The organism is Sphingobacterium litopenaei, assembly GCF_014692495.1.
Lineage (GTDB): Bacteria > Bacteroidota > Bacteroidia > Sphingobacteriales > Sphingobacteriaceae > Sphingobacterium > Sphingobacterium litopenaei.
The window spans coordinates 60710-76830 of the sequence record NZ_JACOIJ010000001.1; the positions used below are offsets into that span (position 1 = coordinate 60710).

Annotated in this window: 15 protein-coding genes and 1 tRNA gene; 5 read left to right on the forward strand and 11 right to left on the reverse strand. The window is 35.9% G+C overall.

Features of this window, described 5'->3' with window-relative positions; genetic code table 11:
* Positions 1–23: 23 nt before the first annotated feature.
* Positions 24–449: a 2'-5' RNA ligase family protein gene (locus tag H8B04_RS00320; protein WP_165289871.1), complete on the forward strand. Its 426-nt coding sequence runs from the start codon at positions 24–26 to the stop codon at positions 447–449.
* A 116-nt stretch (positions 450–565) separates the two neighbouring features.
* Here H8B04_RS00320 and H8B04_RS00325 read toward each other — a convergent pair whose 3' ends face one another.
* The 3 genes from H8B04_RS00325 to H8B04_RS00335 are packed head-to-tail and all read right to left on the reverse strand — an operon-like array spanning position 566 to position 3801.
* Positions 566–1840: an AI-2E family transporter gene (locus H8B04_RS00325; RefSeq protein ID WP_190301099.1), complete on the reverse strand. Its 1275-nt coding sequence runs from the start codon at positions 1838–1840 to the stop codon at positions 566–568.
* A 12-nt stretch (positions 1841–1852) separates the two neighbouring features.
* The gene (locus H8B04_RS00330; protein ID WP_190301100.1) at positions 1853–3034 is read right to left on the reverse strand and encodes an MFS transporter; all 1182 of its coding nucleotides are present in this window, start codon (positions 3032–3034) and stop codon (positions 1853–1855) included.
* 17 nt (positions 3035–3051) lie between these two features.
* Positions 3052–3801, reverse strand: a complete 750-nt coding sequence (locus H8B04_RS00335; protein ID WP_190301101.1) for a TrmH family RNA methyltransferase — start codon at positions 3799–3801, stop codon at positions 3052–3054.
* Between the two features lie 7 nt (positions 3802–3808).
* On the opposite strand from H8B04_RS00335, the gene tamL reads away from it, so the two are divergent.
* On the forward strand, positions 3809–6154 hold the full coding sequence (tamL, locus tag H8B04_RS00340) for a translocation and assembly module lipoprotein TamL (RefSeq protein WP_190301102.1): 2346 nt from the start codon (positions 3809–3811) through the stop codon (positions 6152–6154).
* Here tamL and H8B04_RS00345 read toward each other — a convergent pair.
* Positions 6151–6687 carry a hypothetical protein gene (locus tag H8B04_RS00345; RefSeq protein WP_165289876.1) on the reverse strand — a complete coding sequence of 179 codons (537 nt, stop codon included), beginning with the start codon at positions 6685–6687 and terminating at the stop codon, positions 6151–6153. The genes tamL and H8B04_RS00345 overlap by 4 nt on opposite strands.
* A 134-nt stretch (positions 6688–6821) precedes the next feature.
* Here H8B04_RS00345 and H8B04_RS00350 point away from each other — a divergent pair, with 134 nt between their 5' ends.
* The 3 genes from H8B04_RS00350 to H8B04_RS00360 all read left to right on the forward strand — a co-directional run bounded on the left by H8B04_RS00350 (position 6822) and on the right by H8B04_RS00360 (position 8302).
* Positions 6822–7076: a hypothetical protein gene (locus H8B04_RS00350; RefSeq protein ID WP_165289877.1), complete on the forward strand. Its 255-nt coding sequence runs from the start codon at positions 6822–6824 to the stop codon at positions 7074–7076.
* 207 nt (positions 7077–7283) lie between these two features.
* A complete protein-coding gene (locus H8B04_RS00355; protein ID WP_165289878.1) occupies positions 7284–8174 on the forward strand; it encodes a Ppx/GppA phosphatase family protein in 891 nt (296 codons plus the stop codon).
* Positions 8175–8218: 44 nt separating this feature from the next.
* A tRNA-Leu gene (locus H8B04_RS00360) sits at positions 8219–8302 on the forward strand.
* Positions 8303–8345: 43 nt separating this feature from the next.
* Here the strand turns inward: H8B04_RS00360 and H8B04_RS00365 are convergent.
* From H8B04_RS00365 to porG, 7 genes are all read right to left on the reverse strand, one after another.
* The gene (locus H8B04_RS00365) at positions 8346–9140 is read right to left on the reverse strand and encodes a (Fe-S)-binding protein (protein ID WP_165289879.1); all 795 of its coding nucleotides are present in this window, start codon (positions 9138–9140) and stop codon (positions 8346–8348) included.
* Between the two features lie 12 nt (positions 9141–9152).
* Positions 9153–10445 (reverse strand): 4Fe-4S dicluster domain-containing protein, encoded by a 1293-nt coding sequence (locus tag H8B04_RS00370; RefSeq protein ID WP_165289880.1) that lies wholly within the window; start codon positions 10443–10445, stop codon positions 9153–9155.
* Between the two features lie 146 nt (positions 10446–10591).
* Positions 10592–11125, reverse strand: a complete 534-nt coding sequence (locus H8B04_RS00375) for an OmpH family outer membrane protein (protein ID WP_165289881.1) — start codon at positions 11123–11125, stop codon at positions 10592–10594.
* Between the two features lie 84 nt (positions 11126–11209).
* On the reverse strand, positions 11210–11749 hold the full coding sequence (locus H8B04_RS00380; RefSeq protein WP_165289882.1) for an OmpH family outer membrane protein: 540 nt from the start codon (positions 11747–11749) through the stop codon (positions 11210–11212).
* Positions 11750–11806: 57 nt separating this feature from the next.
* Complete coding sequence (gene bamA / locus H8B04_RS00385; RefSeq protein WP_165289883.1) at positions 11807–14383, reverse strand: outer membrane protein assembly factor BamA; 2577 nt, start codon at positions 14381–14383, stop codon at positions 11807–11809.
* Between the two features lie 89 nt (positions 14384–14472).
* On the reverse strand, positions 14473–15210 hold the full coding sequence (locus tag H8B04_RS00390; protein WP_165289884.1) for an isoprenyl transferase: 738 nt from the start codon (positions 15208–15210) through the stop codon (positions 14473–14475).
* Between the two features lie 4 nt (positions 15211–15214).
* Positions 15215–16069, reverse strand: a complete 855-nt coding sequence (porG, locus tag H8B04_RS00395) for a type IX secretion system protein PorG (RefSeq protein WP_190301103.1) — start codon at positions 16067–16069, stop codon at positions 15215–15217.
* Positions 16070–16121 lie beyond the last annotated feature (52 nt).

Genomic DNA, 16121 nt, shown 5'->3' on the forward strand with positions numbered 1-16121 from the left:
ATTAAAAAATAAATATATCAAAAATGAAAAAGTATTCTATAGTAGTTCATCCTGCTGAGTTGTTGGATGAAATTAAGAAAATCAAACAAGGTTTAAAATCTCTAATAGGTTGGTATAGCAGTGTCAATGCATTGGCGCATTTTACGATTTGTGAGTTTTGGGCTGATGAAATACAGCTTTATAAAGTAAAAAAGGAAGTATCGAAGTTAGTGGCGACCTGGACTATACGATTTATTATTTTAGATTCTTTTGACGCTTTCAAAGGAGGAGCTTTCTACATTAGGCCAGATGAAGACTCTAGTCTTTATTTGCAAGAATTATTAAAAGCTGTAGGAACCAAAGTAAAAGAAATCATCCCAGAAGCTTATACCTGCACAACTCCCCATTTATCCATTGGGAGAAGATTAAATGAAGAACAATTGGAAGTAGCTAAAAGAACTTTTACTTAATATACGAATTCTTTTATTTGTGATGGCGTAATGATTCGGGAATTTAATCCTATACGTAAGCAGTATGATTTGAAGGAATTTATTCGGTTTTAAAAGCAGAGAAGGAATAGCATCCGCTATTCCTTCTCTTGTTTATTCTCGTCATCTTGTTTCAAATCCTCATAGGGATTGACTTCACTTTCATTGATTTCTTTATAAGTCATAGTAGCTTCAGGCTTTTCACCATCAGGCGTTTCTATTTGGACATCGACCTCAATTTTCTTTTTATTTTTCGGCATGCGTACAATACCCCATTTCATTAAGAGTTCTTGAGTCGAGTTGCGTTTCAAATGTTCTTTTTCAGGTTCACCAATTAAGAAACCGAAAGCTTCCATTGAAGGAATTGCATCAAAAAGAACTTTCAGTGTCGCTATAAAAGGTAAGGCTATAATTAAACCTGCCAAACCAAATAACATGCCACCAATTAAAATACCGACAATTGCCATCAAAGGATTGATACTGACTTTGCTGCCCACAATATTTGGCGTAATGATATTTCCCTCTAGAAATTGTACGACCTGAAACCAAGCTATTACACCTACAGCGTACCAAGCACTATCTTTCACCGCCAAAGCAAATAATGCAGGTAAGATGGAGCCAATCGCAATACCTATATAAGGTAGTAGCATTAATAGAGAAGCAAGAGAGCCGAAGAACCAAGCATACTCAATTCCCATAAGCATCAAACCAGCGGTGTTTAAGACTGCTACAATCCCCATTACGGTGATTAAACCAACCAAATAACTTTGAACAACTTCGTATATTTTGTTCAAAACTTCGTTGACTTTACGTTGCTGTGTAGATTTAAACGCTTTAAAGAAAAATTCGCGGAAGAAATCACGATAGTACAGCATAAAGAAACAGTACAAAGGTACCAAGATGGCATTCGCTAGTGTATTACCAAGAGAACCAAATGTCGATGTGATTAATCCTCCTACGTTTTCCATGGACTTGTTGCCTTGTTCACGCAATTTGTCCATAACTTGATTTCTTTCTATTCCAAATTTCTCTTGTAACCAAGTTTGTCCTTGTTCTAATACCGATAGTACCTTCCCGGTTATAGAAGAAGCATCTTTACCGATAATGATACTTTGGTGTACAATAAACCAAATAATTCCAGAAATAATAGCTATGGCAACCGTAACAGCTAAGATTGCTGCGAATGCTTTTCCTAACCTTAATTTCTCGAAAAGTCGAGCTAAAGGAAACAGCGAAATGGAAATAAGCGTGGCAAATAAGATAGGAATCAATAAGCTTTGTGACACATACATGAGTGCCAATATTAATACCAAAGCAAAGAGGCTCGAAGCCAAATTGATGGAATACGGTTTTTTAGAAGATGGTGAATCCATAATTTATATGGGTTAATAGTGCTGTGATTTTTTAGTTTTTTCCCAATAATAAATATACAGTAAAGCTATAAATACTACAATGGCATTCGCGTAGAAGATTTGCGGCACTCTATTCATTATATCTTGGTAAATATAACCTGCAAATAATGCGCCAAATCCGATGCCTGCTTCCAAAGCTATGTACATTGTAGCCATCGCTCTACCTCTATGCGATGGTTCTGACAAATCAATTGTCCAAGCATTCAGTGCAGGCGACAAAATACCACTTCCGATTCCAAAAATACTTGCGCCAAGAATAAGGTAATTAACGCTTTTACCAAAACCCAATACAAACAAGGAAAGAGCCATTATAACAATACCAATTCGCATCATAATGATGCGCCCATATTGATCCGCTGCCTTTCGTGATAACAATCGGATAGCTACAGAAGCAACAGTATATACTGTGAAAAATAATCCTTTATTGAGTACACCAAGGTTTTCGCTCCAATCTGGTATCAACGTCAGGATTACCCCAGAAGCACTGTAGCATAAAAGCATCACAATAGCAGCTGGCAATACCCGAACTTCCAGAATATCTTTTTTGGAGATGCTTAGCATGGAAGTATGGAACGGTCGTTTGGTTTTCAGAGTTTCTTTCATATTGAAAACAATAATGATAGAAAGAAAAGCAAATAGCGAGGAGAAGTAAAACATTGTATTGATTCCATACGTTTGCGCTACAAAGCCTCCTAAGGCAGGTCCTACAGCACTACCAATACTATAGCACAACCCGTGCATCCCCAAAGCTTCTCCCCATCGGTTCGAAGGAATAATATCTGCTATATAAGCGGAAGTAGCCGTAGGTTTGAAACCTGTAGAGAAACCATGAACCAATCTCAGAAGAAAAAATCCCGATAAACTGCTCAAAATAGGGTAGAGGAAACCACAGATCACACACACAATGGAGCCTATTGCCATAACAGGTACACGTCCCCATTGATCGGTTAATTTTCCGCTAAAAGGTCGAGATATTCCTGCAGTCAACGTGAATAAGGAAATAATTAATCCTTTATGTTCCGCACCACCTAAGGAAGATAGGTAGTTTGGTAATTCGGGAATAATCATATTAAAACTTGCTGAAAAAAGCAAAGTACTTGCGCACAATAAAAAGAAAGGGAGTGTATAGATTGATCGGTTTTGTTCGGAATCCATAGAAAGAGTGAGGAATGCTATTTTAATTTTTGTCTACTCAATTCAGAGCAAAATATAGTGGTAGCTACGGCTACATTTAAAGATTCAGCTTCGCCGATACGCGGAATCGTTACTGTTTTGTCGATTTTCGGAATCAAGCTAGGACGAATACCATTGCCCTCATTTCCCATTATTATTAGTCCTTCTGAACCAAAAGCAGTTTCGTAAATGGATTGTCCCTTAAGCAAGGCACCAAAGGTTGGTAAGGTAGTCTCTTCAATAAATTTTTCCAAATCCACATAATAAATCTGTACGCGAGATAAAGACCCCATAGTAGCCTGTACTACTTTAGGATTAAAAGCATCTACTGTTCCAATAGAACAAATAATATTTTTGATTCCAAACCATTCAGCGGTACGAATAATTGTTCCCAAGTTACCTGGATCTTGTACATCATCTAAGACGATGTGGTGCTTGCCTCGTAGTTGGGCGATGTCTAACTTATTGTTTTGCGGTAATTCTACTAATGCTAAAGCACCTTGTGGATTTTTTAAGCTCGATATTTTTTGAAATTCTCCTTCTGTTACCTCTTCTAATTTTATATTATGCGGTATTTTCTCCAACTTTGTCTGGGCTTGTGGGGTAGCATATATTTTTTGTACCTTGTATGAAGAATTGACAAACTCTAATACAGATTTAATTCCCTCTACGACAAAAATTTGATGTTGTAATCTGAACTTTTTGTTTTGTAAGGATGTGATTAAACTTATTTGAGCTTTTGATAACATTGGATTAATGAATATAAAGAGTAGATTATTTTTTATTGCAAGTATAACATTTTTACTTCTAATTTTTGAATCTTGCCGCTCGGCAAAATATCTGGAAGAAGATCAAGCTCTAGTTACAAAAGTTCATTTAGAAGGCTTTCCATCAAATCTAAAAGAACAAGCTTATCAATATATTTCCAACGAGATACGCCCCAATTCTGCATTAAATCTTACCATTTATAATATTTTCAATACCAAAAATGGTAAATATAAGACCGAAAAAATTCGTTCTGTGGGTGAAGCTCCGAGGGTGCTGGATAGCTCTTTGGTTGAACTATCCGCTTTGCAGATACAGCGTTTTTTACAAACGAAGGGTTATTTCAGAGCCAAGGTAAATCCACAAATATTCATCAATAACAAAAGATCGCGAATTAATTTTGAAGCCTATGCGGATTCCTTGTTTCATATTGGAAATGTCAAAACAAAGTTTGATACCTCGTTCGTAGAAGAAGTATATCAACAAAACGTAGTGGAAGATTCGAAGTTGAGATCTGGCCAACCTTATGATGTGAAAGTTTTCGCTGAATTGCGAGAGTCCATGTATGATGCGATGCGCAATGAGGGATATTATGATTATCTACGTCAATATATGCGTATTGCGGTGGACACGAATAGAAAGGTTCAAACAGCGGATATTGAGATTCAAGTTAATTTGCCGGATTCGGAAAGGCTTCAAGCCTATGACATTAACGATGTTTCGCTAAAAATAAATCATTATAGCGGTAATAATGCGGCGAATCTATCTGTCATAACGGATACATCGAAAGGAATAGAATTTATAGATCAGAATGCTAAGTACAAATTACGGCCTATTTCTCGCTATATGTTTCTACGAAAAGGAGATAGATATAGTTTAGAGAATGAAAATTTGTCCTACGACAGATTGTATGAAATGAATGGGTTCCGAAGTGTAAAAATCAATTACGAAAAGGAAAATGATAGTTTACTGAATGTCAATTATGAATTAACTCCTCGTTCGTTGATGTCTAACCAAATCGAAGGCGAATATACTTTTAGCTCAGGTATGAGTGGTTTCAATATTGGTAATACATTTTCCCACCGTAATATTTTTGGTGGTTCTGAATTGCTCGAATTGAAACTTAAATACGGTGTGCTTTTTGATCCTCGTCTAACTGGAAGTTTGTCTGATAAGATATTTAATAATGATTTTCAAGCTGGGGTCAATTTGATTATTCCGCGACTTATTCTTCCTTTCGGATGGAATGTGGAAGGAAAGTATGGATTACCACGCACGACTTTTTCCTCTAATGTGCAAATTTTCAACCAAGACCGTACCTATTCCAATACGTATTTTATTAATACCCTGAATTATTCCTGGTGGCAGACACCCAATCTTCAACACAGTTATACCCCAATTGTAGTTGAATACAGGGATGGACGTTTTGATGAAAGCTTCAGACGCCAATTGGAAGAAGAGGGGTATCAACTATATATAGCTTCCAATGACAGGCAGTACTTTGGTTTAGGCGCACAATATGCGTTAACCTATAACGCGAAGAAATTGCAATCACTTGATAACTTTCAGTTTTTTAGAGGAGCTATAGATTTGAGCGGAAACTCGTTGGGACTGTTAAGTAATATTTTCAACTTCCAAAAAAATGCAGACGGCACAAAAACACTTTTTGGCGTGACGTACTTACAGTATATTAAAGGGGAAATCGATTATAGATTGTATAAACATTTAGGCGGAAACCAACAGTTTATCTTTAGGTTTAATGGTGGAGCAATTGTCCCTTATGGCAATAATTCTAGTTTATTGATTTTCGAAAAAAGTTTTTATGCAGGAGGTATGAATGGTATTCGCGCTTGGCAAGCTCGTACATTAGGGCCAGGTAACTACAATCGTAGTTCTATTCGAGAAGAACTTAGAGTAAATTTGAGAAATCTGGATCAGTTGGGAGAGATGAAATTGGAAACGAACTTAGAGTATCGATTCCGAATTCTGAATAGATTTTTCGGAGCGAAGCTCAATGGGGCTACATTCTTGGATATGGGGAATGTGTGGTTGTTGCGTGAAAATCAGTTGAATGAAGGTGGGGTTTTCAAGTTCAATAAATTCTTTTCTCAAGTTGCCGTAGGAACAGGCTTTGGGTTACGTTTTGATCTGGATTATTTCACGATTCGTTTGGATACAGGATTGAAAATAAAAGATCCGCAATTTGTCGGTAAGGACCAATGGGTCATTAGACATTTGTTCACTTCATCCGACTTTAAAGATCGCTATTACGAATCTCATAAACCAGATCGCTATGGCTTATTTCAATACAACTTTGGGGTAGGATTACCTTTTTAAAACAAATTTTTCAATACATGAAAGGCGCTTTCCAATATTTGTGAAATGGAAAGTCCTTTGCTAAATGAAAAATATCCATAAACAACCGCTAATATGATAAACGTACTAAATAAACGTTTTGCTGTATAAGCAATCAACAAAATTATTGCGGGTATAATCAACAGCAACAGACCATTGATTTTAACAGGTGTGATCTTGTTTTCCTTTTTATACAGGAAATAAAGTTTACTTGTTGTTTTCTCCTGGTTTTTGTGTTTAAATAGTGCAAATGTAGAACTTTCAATTGGGTGCGAAGGAACGGCAACACCATTATTGAAAGCTAATGACTGTTCAAAACCGTTAATAGTGAATTTGAAAGTCCCATGAATATAATCTTGTGCTACCTCCGAAGAATCCACAGCGATGATAGCTACTTTTCCATTCGAAGTGAGATTTTCTTTAATAATAAAATTGTCAATATGCTGGTAAGTCGATTGTCCTTGGCTGACAATCGAAATCAACAAAAGTACAGATGTGATTAAAAATTTTCTCATATGAATAATTCATCGCAATATTACTAAATTATTCAGGGATAAAGAGCAATATTCCATGTTTTTAATGGACAAAATATTTTTGAAATGTAGATATACTTTGTACATTTGCAATAGTTAAAAAAGAGCATATTATTATGGAAAATACAGCAGCACAAAGACAACCGAAAAAAACTGATAACAATGCTAATCAAACGCATTACTATGTGACATTGACTATTGCTATAATCATTGGTTTATTTGGTGTGTTTGTAAGATTCGTGCCAGATGAAGTGACCGCGTTGAATCAATATACATTTTTATTTTCTACTCTAGCTAACATTGCAATCGTGATTGCTTCTTTTGTAGCCTTCAAAGTAGTTTTCAAAATTTTAGGTTTCGGAAATAAATAAGATAGCATACGCTAAATCTTTTCAAAAAGATACTATATGTGAAAGCAGCGAACAACATTCGCTGCTTTTATTTTTTACAATAATATTATCTTAAATATCTTAATAAGTTCTTAAATTTAAACTTAACGGTTTATTAACCATTTGTTCGCAACTAATTCGTTGCTTTGGATTGTACACACATATTCTTATAACTTATAAATCAAACTATTGAGATTTGCAGCAATTGACATCGGTTCCAATGCAGTACGTTTACTTATTGCAGATATCTTAAGGAAAGATAGCCGAGTTTATTATACAAAGAACACCCTTTTGCGAGTTCCTCTACGTTTGGGGGATGATGCTTTTGTAGAGAAGAAGATATCTCCACCCAAATTTGAAGATATGGTCAAGACCATGCGTGCATTCAAAGATTTGTTGGATGTATATAAGGTAAGTGATTATATCGCTTGCGCGACATCTGCCATGCGTGATTCCGAAAACGGTTCTCAAGTCGTAGCTGCTTGTAAAGAAGTGGGAATTGATATCCGTATAATCGATGGAGGTGTAGAAGCTAAAATCATTTATAGCGCTTATTTGAGTGGGATAATGGATAAGAATAAAGTCTATCTGTATATCGATGTAGGCGGAGGTAGTACAGAGGTCTCTTTATTTGCCAATGGTGAATTAAAAGGTTCTCGTTCATTTAATTTAGGTACTATTCGTGTTTTGGATAATCAAGATACACCCGAGACTTGGCAAGAGTTGCGAATTTGGGTCAAAGAGATAACGAAAGGGTATAAGGAAATCTACGGAATCGGTACTGGAGGAAACATCAATAAACTTTCGCGAATAGCCAACAAAGGGGAAGACAAGCCGTTTAGCTATGCCAAATTAAAGGCGATATATGATCATTTAAATTCGTTTTCACTAAAAGATCGTATCCATGATTTAGGACTCCGTTCTGATCGTGCCGATGTAATTATTCCAGCTGCTGAAATATTCTTAACGATTATGAAGGCGGGACATTTAAAGAATGTTGTGGCTCCACGTGTGGGTTTGGTGGATGGTATTATTCAGCAATTGATTCAAAAGAATTATGCAAAAATATTATCCGATTAACTCTTGCAAGTATTGAAAAAAGATATATTTTTGTGCCTATAAACACCTAGGTGGCGAAATTGGTAGACGCACCATCTTGAGGGGGTGGCGCTCGCAAGGGCGTGGCAGTTCGAATCTGCTCCTAGGTACAAAAAAGAAAGAGGAAAGTGTAAACTTTCCTCTTCTCATTTATTACAACCTATTTGCTCTAACAGTGATTTCGGCGATGTCCAATACCTGTATTTCCTGTTCTTTCTCCTTGACTTTTACTCCATCACGAAGCATAGTCATACAAAATGGACAAGCCGCTGCCACGATATTTGCTTTACTTTCAATGACGTCTTCCACACGTTCGACGTTGATATCTTTTTTACCTGGTTCAGGCTCTTTGAACATTTGAGCACCACCTGCGCCACAGCAAAGACCATTGTTTCGGCATCTTTTTAATTCCACTAAATCTGCGTCCAATGTTTCCAGCACTTTTCGAGGAGCTTCATACACTTCATTTGCACGACCTAAATAACAAGGATCATGATATGTGATTCTTTTTCCTTTGAATTCATTGCTATCATTAGGTTTTAATTTACCTTCATCAATTAAGGACTGGATTAATTGCGTATGATGTATGACTTCATAATGCCCCCCTAAAGCAGGGTATTCATTCTTGATAGTATTAAAACAATGCGGACAAGCTGTAACTATCTTTTTTATCTCATAGCCATCCAATACCTGAATATTCATCATGGCTTGCATTTGAAAGACAAATTCGTTACCTGCTCGTTTGGCAGGATCTCCAGTACAACTTTCTTCTGTGCCCAGTATAGCAAACTTAATACCTACGTGCTGTAATATTTTACAGATGTCACGCGTGATGCGTTGAGCTCGCTCATCGAATGAACCAGCACAGCCCACCCAAAATAATAAATCTGGCGCTTCTCCTTGCGCTAACAATTCAGCTACAGTAGGGATATGTATACGATTTTCCATAGAATTTGCAGTTTAATTTTGTACCCAATTAGCGCGATCTGCCTGTGCATATTTCCAAGGCGCGCCATTGTTTTCTAGATTTCCCAACATATTATTGATGCTGGAAGGAGCTTGTGATTCTTCCATAATGGCGTATTGACGTAAACCCATAATAATTTCCAATGGATTTATGTTCACAGGACATTGTTCTACACAAGCATTACAGCTTGTACATGCCCAAATTTCTTCTCTACTGATGTAGGAATCCAATAAGGATTTACCATCATCTACAAAAGATTTATTTTTATCTATATTCTTGCCCACTTCTTCAATACGATCTCTAGTGTCCATCATGATCTTACGTGGAGATAATAACTTTCCAGTGATATTTGCGGGACAAGATGCGGTACAACGACCACATTCTGTACAGGTGTAAGCATCCAACAAATTTTTCCAAGTCAAATCGTGAACATCCTTCACTCCAAAACGGCTTACTTCTCCAGATGGAGGAGGTAATGAAGGATCCAGCATGGCTTTTACTTCAGCAGTAACGCTCTCCATATTATTGAATTTGCCCTTTGGTTCCAAATTTGAAAAGTAGGTATTTGGAAAAGCTAGAATAATGTGCAAATGCTTTGAAATAGGTAAATAGTTCAAAAATGCCATAACACCTATGATATGGAACCACCAAGCAAAACGCTCTATAAAAACCAAGCTGCTAACTGTTTCTGGCAAAATTCCTACTATATATTGGCTGATAGGAAAGGAGCCCGCAGTGCTATAGTGATCGGTACCTAGTTGTTGTAATTTGTAATCAGCAGCATTCATTAATAAGAAAGCTGTCATCAATAGGATTTCTGTGATCAGAATGTAATTGGCATCTGATTTTGGCCAATTATTTAATTCGGGCTGATTTAGACGTTTTAATTTTAATACATTTCTGCGAATTAAAAATACCACACAGGATACGAATACTGTAAATGCAAGTACTTCAAATGAAGCGATCAAAAAGTCATAAAAGCCGCCTAGGAAAGATAATACACGATGCGTGCCCACAAGACCATCGATTAAGATTTCTAACATTTCAATGTTGATGATGCAAAATCCTACATACACAAATAAGTGTAAAATTGCAGGTATAGGTCTTTTGAACATTTTCTTTTGTCCTAAAGCAACGTGAAGCATAGTCTTCAGTCGCTCAGAAGGATTGTCAAATCTATTTACCGATTTCCCCAATCGAATATTACGATAGATCTTGCTTGCGTTTTTATAAAAAAACAAGACAGCAGCAATAAATACGATAGCAAATAGTAGTTGGCTTATCATAATGTTTATTCAGGTTTATAAACAAATATAATAATCTAATTAATATTATGCATGCATAATATAATATTTAGAAGAATTAAAAATAAATAAACAAAAAAAGGTGACTTTCTACAAAGTCACCTTTTTCTACATATAAATCGTTATTCTTATTTAATACCCAATTTAGTTTTTACGTCAGCTGATACATCTTCGCCACCAGCATAGTAAACAGCAGCACCAGAACCAATATCAAAGATATAAGCATAACCTTTTTCTTTAGCTACTGAAGTAATCGCATTCATTACTTTTGTTTGAATAGGAGCCATTAATTCTTGTTGTTTTTTAGCAACTTCCTCTTGTGCTACTTTTTGAACCTCTTGCACACGTTGTTGCATTTGTTGGTATTCTTGACCAATTGTTTGCAATTTAGTTTGTGTTTCCGCTTTATTAGCTTCGCTTTGGTTCAACATCAAATCGTTAGCTTCTTTTTCTTTCTTTTGAAGCTCCGTGATCATGCCTTCGATTTCCTTTTGCTTTGTTTCACTTAAAGTTTTAAGTGTAGCTGTTGCAGTTTTAAACTCTGCAGTTTGTTGAAATATTTCGTCAGCGTTGATATGTCCAATTTTTTGTTGTGCATTTGCAACAGAAGTAGCTGCAAACATACCTACTAATAATACTGCTCCTTTTAATAAATTTTTCATTCTTTTCATTTTAATCTCAATAATTACAAAAGTAATTTTTCTATACTATATTTTATATGTTAATAAATCAGTTTTATTCGACTATTAATTTCCTTGTAGCAATGAAGGATTAGGTTTGTAACCTAATTTAGTGATGACATCATTGCTCTTATCTAAAGCAGGGTTAACGTATAGGAATGTTAATTGACTTCCCTTATCTACGATAAAATCAAAACCTTGAGCTTTAGCATAATCTTGTACAGCTTTTGATACTTTATCCTGTACCGGCTGGAATAATCTAGCTCTTTCTTTTTCTAACTCACCACCGTAGCTGAATTTTTGACGTTGCAAATCTTTTACTTGTTTTTCTTTATTTACGATTTCATCTTCTCTACGTCTACGCATGTCTTCACTTAATAGTGCGTGATCATTTTGATAAGCTTTATACAATTTTTCGATTTCTGCATATTGATTATCAATTTCGTCTTGCCACTTTTTAGTTAAGTCGTCTATTTGTTTTTGGGCTGAAGTATACTCAGGTACATGTCTCAGGATATATTCAGAATCAACATAAGCCATGCGTTGCGCAAACGTAGCACTGATGCTTAATGTTAAGAATGTTAAAATTGCAAAAATCTTTTTCATATACTACAAATTACTTTTTTACTATAAGACAACAATTATACTAAAAAGTTTAATCTATTAAAAACCTCCCATATTTTGGATAATACTGAACGTAAAGCTTTGTTTCCAAGAGTCTGTACGCATACCAGGAATAGGGTCAAAGGCGTGTCCATAGTCAATACCCAACATACCAAAGATAGGTAAGAAGATACGTGCACCAACACCTGCCGAACGACGCATTTTGAATGGGTTCACTTCGGAGAATTTATTCCAAGTATTACCTGCTTCAGCAAATGCTAATGCAAATACTGTTGCTTGATCATTTAATAAAATCGGGTGACGCAATTCTAATTGATATTTCGCGTAAATAGGACTACCTGAGTTGATCGCAATATTTTGGTAACCATTACCTGTAGATGCAGGAATAATTGTACCATTTGCATAGCCTCTCATTGCAATGATTTCAGAACCTTGTAAGAAGTCAAAACCTTGCATACCGTCACCACCTAATTTGAAACGTTCGAATGTTGATGTTTCTGTTCTGTTAGTATAATTACCTAAATATCCGAATTGAGCTTGAGATTTTAAGATCAACTTACCAGCAATCTTTGTATACCATTGTGAATCAAATTTCCATTTGTGGTATTCTGTCCATTTGTAACGCACAGGATCTGGATCGGTTTTGTAATTGATATCATTCCATGATGAATATGGAGGCGTCAATGATACAGAGAATCGAATATTCGAACCCGAAGTAGGGTAGATAGGCGCATCTATAGAGTTACGGCTTATCTCTTGTGTAAAGTTGATGTTATAAGCAGTACCGTCAGAGAACAAGAAGTAGTTTCCGTAGTTCTGTAATTTATAACGTTGGAAAGACAATGAACTATTAATTTGGAAATAGTTGTCTGGCCATTGTAGACGTTTTCCCAATGAAGCAGTCACACCCGACATCCAAATACGTTGTAATTCTCTATCCGCAACCATTTGCTCTCCCGTATAGTAGTTGAAACCACCATAAGAAGAGTTCGAAGTATACGCACTCAAACCAAAGTAAATTGGTTTTTTACCACCTAACCAAGGTTCTGAGAATGAGAAACTATAGGATTGGTAACGTTTACCTGATGTTTGTCCACGAATACTCAACTTTTGTCCATCTCCACGAGGAAGTGGCTTCCAAGCTTCTTTTTTAAAGAAATTACTTGTAGAGAAGTTGTTAAATGTCAAACCTAATGTACCGATAATCTGTCCAGCACCGTAACCGCCCGATAGTTCTACTTGATCCGAAGGTTTTTCCACTACGTTGAATACCACATCAGTAGTACCTTCATCGTGGTTCATCGTAGAAGAAGGGATATCTGGAGTGATTTTTTGTTCGTCAAACATACCCAATTGAGAAATCTCACGAATACTACGCATGATCAATTCTCTAGAATACTTTTGACCAGGTTTTGTATAAATAGAACGCAACACTACACGGTCGTTTGTTACGTCGTTACCTTTTACGATGACATTGTTAATCGTGTATTGTTTACCTTCTGAAATTTGAATTTCAAGGTCAATAGTATCGTTATATATTCTTTTGATAATTGGATTAACATTGAATGTTAAATAACCATCATTTTGGTAAATAGCACTGATATCGTCACTATTACGTGTAGGCCCCATCAATTTACTTGTCAATTTCTCTTCAGAATAGATATTTCCTTTTTCTATACCTAAGATGATATTCAAAACAGAGTCTGTAAATTTCGTATTACCCGTCCAATCAATGTTACCTACATAATAACGAGGACCTTCGTACACTTCAATATCGATAGCAACTTCATTATTATCAAAACGGTATACCGAATCACGTATAATCTGTGCATCACGGTAACCCTTATCTTGCAGTTTAGCGACTAATTTTTCTTTTGCTTCTTTGTATTTATCATCTTTGAATTTGCCAGGGCCAAAGATTCTGTACCATTTACGAGGTCTTACACCTTTAAGGTATTTAGTAAGTTCACTGTTGCTGAATGTTTCATTTCCTGAGAAGTGAACACTATTAACTTTGATTTTTTTGTTTTTATCTACATCTACAACAACAATTTCGTTATTCGATTGAGCAGAATCTTTCAATGTCTGGATTTTAATATCCGGATACAAGAATGATTTTTCGCGTAAGAATTTGGTAATGGTATTTTTTGTAGATTGAAGCAAGTTGTCATTTACAATACGACCTGCATTTGCATTTAATCTTTTGTTGATTTCTTCGGTTTGTGATTTGCTAAGACCATTGATGTCAATGCGTGTCAAACGAGGTCTTTCTTGTACACGAATTTCGAAAAATATATTTTCTCCATCGATACGTGTCGCCCAAAGCTGCACATCTTCAAATAAGTTTTGAGCCATCAAATCTTTGATCACATTGGAAGTAGATTCACTGGGTACTTCGATATATTGTCCTACAGACAATTTGGAAATTGTAATCAAAACATCCGTATCCAGGTATTGAGCTCCTTTTACGGTCACTCCGGCAATGACATACTCTTTTGGTTGTAAGTAGCTAAATTCATCGGGATCCGAAAGATTGATAGGACCTTGAACTTGAGCAAAAGTATTGGACCAAGTGAATAATATAAATGCTAATGTCAGAATGTATAGTTGCTTCATTTATTTCTAATTATGGATGCTAAAGTACATCAAACTCTTGTTAATTTTTGTTAAAAGATAAATTATTGAAAACGGCGTTTAAATAGTCATTAAAGCTGTTCGCTGGTCTTTCCAAACCTTCTTTCGCGGTTTTGAAAATCGAGAATTGCACCAAATAAATCCTCTCTTGTGAAATCAGGCCATAGTTTTGGAGAGAACCACAATTCAGTGTAAGCCAATTGCCAAAGTAAAAAATTACTTATTCTTTGTTCTCCACTGGTACGAATCATCAAATCAGGATCAGGTGTTCCAGCAGTTTGAAGATTTTCAGAAAAAAGATTGTCATTGATGTCCTCAACCTTGATTTCGCCTTGAGCAACTTTTTGTGCTATATTCTTGGTAGTTTCGATTATTTCATCACGTGAGCCATAACTCAATGCTAATGTCAATACACAGGTGGTATTATTTTTTGTAAGTTCGATGGTGTCTGCCAATGTCTTTTGACAGTTTGAAGGTAGATTGGTAATGGAACCTATAGCTTTTACACGTACGCCATTTTCTTGGAAAGTAGGAAGCTCTTTATTCAACGAATTGATTAATAATTCCATTAAAGCTTGTACTTCCATTTTTGGTCGACTCCAATTTTCGGAAGAAAAAGCATATAAGGTAAGGTGTTTTACACCAACTTCAATCGCGCCTTCTAATACTTCGCGTACAGCAGTCACCCCATTTTTGTGTCCAAAAACTCTCAACTTACCCAATCCTTTCGCCCATCTGCCATTACCATCCATGATGATAGCAATATGTTGAGGTAGTTTTGATCTATCTATCTTATTCTTCAAGCTCATTCTCTTATCTTTTTATCCAGCAGTAGCAATTACGGTCAAATATAGTATACGTTAATGTAATTCCTGCTGTCATATACCCATCTTTACTTTTTCCATCGCCACGTGCCGTGCCACCATTCGCGTTCAAATTTTCAGAAGGATCAGCCAAATATCTCCAATCATTGGTGTCAAAAGGACGAGGATTGGCACCGCCTACCGTGATATTTGGAAAACTGATATCAGTCGGTAAACTGGTAGCGTAGTCGCGGTTCACATTATCCAAATAATCCGTAAAAGCCACTCGATAGTTTGCTTCGATACCAATTGCCCAAGCACTATTTAATTTATACTTGATACCTACAGCCAAAGGTATTGCAATATTCCAATTAGGATATACCTGAGCATTAGATTGCTCGTCGTACTCTAACTTTAACGGTCTTAGCAAGACTTTATTTTGGTCGTAATAAATATATGGGTCATGTTTAATTGCTGCGACACCAACCGAAACATAAGGTGTCAATTTTGATTTATGTCTGCTATCAAAGTAGGTCCAGAAATTAAAATCCAATCCCAATGCTACTTCTGTAATTTGATTTCTAAATTTTAAATTACGGATTTGCTGATGGTCATTTTCAAAATCCTGATCATTTCCTGAGATAAGTAAGTGGTTAGCACTTAATTTTAAACCCCATGTAGGATCAAGATTGTATTTAACAAAAAGACCTCCTCCATAATTTTTAAAATAGAATGGATTAGAAGTATTGATGTCACCCATGTAGCCTGTTGCCGCACCATTAGCACCAATTTCGTACCGTTGCGCATAGATTTCTAGCGACAACAACGATAAGAGGGTTAATATGGTTAAGCGTAAAAAACTCAAAGTCGTTTATTTTGGTTGTAAAGATAAAATTTTTGGAATAATTGTAATGATT

Bases quoted from the DNA above. Each gene is read 5' to 3' on its own strand.
- H8B04_RS00320 (WP_165289871.1), top strand. From the start codon at position 24: ATGAAAAAGTATTCTATAGTAGTTCATCCTGCTGAGTTGTTGGATGAA.
- H8B04_RS00325 (WP_190301099.1), bottom strand. From the start codon at position 1,840: ATGGATTCACCATCTTCTAAAAAACCGTATTCCATCAATTTGGCTTCG.
- H8B04_RS00330 (WP_190301100.1), bottom strand. From the start codon at position 3,034: ATGGATTCCGAACAAAACCGATCAATCTATACACTCCCTTTCTTTTTA.
- H8B04_RS00335 (WP_190301101.1), bottom strand. From the start codon at position 3,801: ATGTTATCAAAAGCTCAAATAAGTTTAATCACATCCTTACAAAACAAA.
- tamL (WP_190301102.1), top strand. From the start codon at position 3,809: ATGAATATAAAGAGTAGATTATTTTTTATTGCAAGTATAACATTTTTA.
- H8B04_RS00345 (WP_165289876.1), bottom strand. From the start codon at position 6,687: ATGAGAAAATTTTTAATCACATCTGTACTTTTGTTGATTTCGATTGTC.
- H8B04_RS00350 (WP_165289877.1), top strand. From the start codon at position 6,822: ATGGAAAATACAGCAGCACAAAGACAACCGAAAAAAACTGATAACAAT.
- H8B04_RS00365 (WP_165289879.1), bottom strand. From the start codon at position 9,140: ATGGAAAATCGTATACATATCCCTACTGTAGCTGAATTGTTAGCGCAA.
- H8B04_RS00370 (WP_165289880.1), bottom strand. From the start codon at position 10,445: ATGATAAGCCAACTACTATTTGCTATCGTATTTATTGCTGCTGTCTTG.
- H8B04_RS00375 (WP_165289881.1), bottom strand. From the start codon at position 11,125: ATGAAAAATTTATTAAAAGGAGCAGTATTATTAGTAGGTATGTTTGCA.
- H8B04_RS00380 (WP_165289882.1), bottom strand. From the start codon at position 11,749: ATGAAAAAGATTTTTGCAATTTTAACATTCTTAACATTAAGCATCAGT.
- bamA (WP_165289883.1), bottom strand. From the start codon at position 14,383: ATGAAGCAACTATACATTCTGACATTAGCATTTATATTATTCACTTGG.
- H8B04_RS00390 (WP_165289884.1), bottom strand. From the start codon at position 15,210: ATGAGCTTGAAGAATAAGATAGATAGATCAAAACTACCTCAACATATT.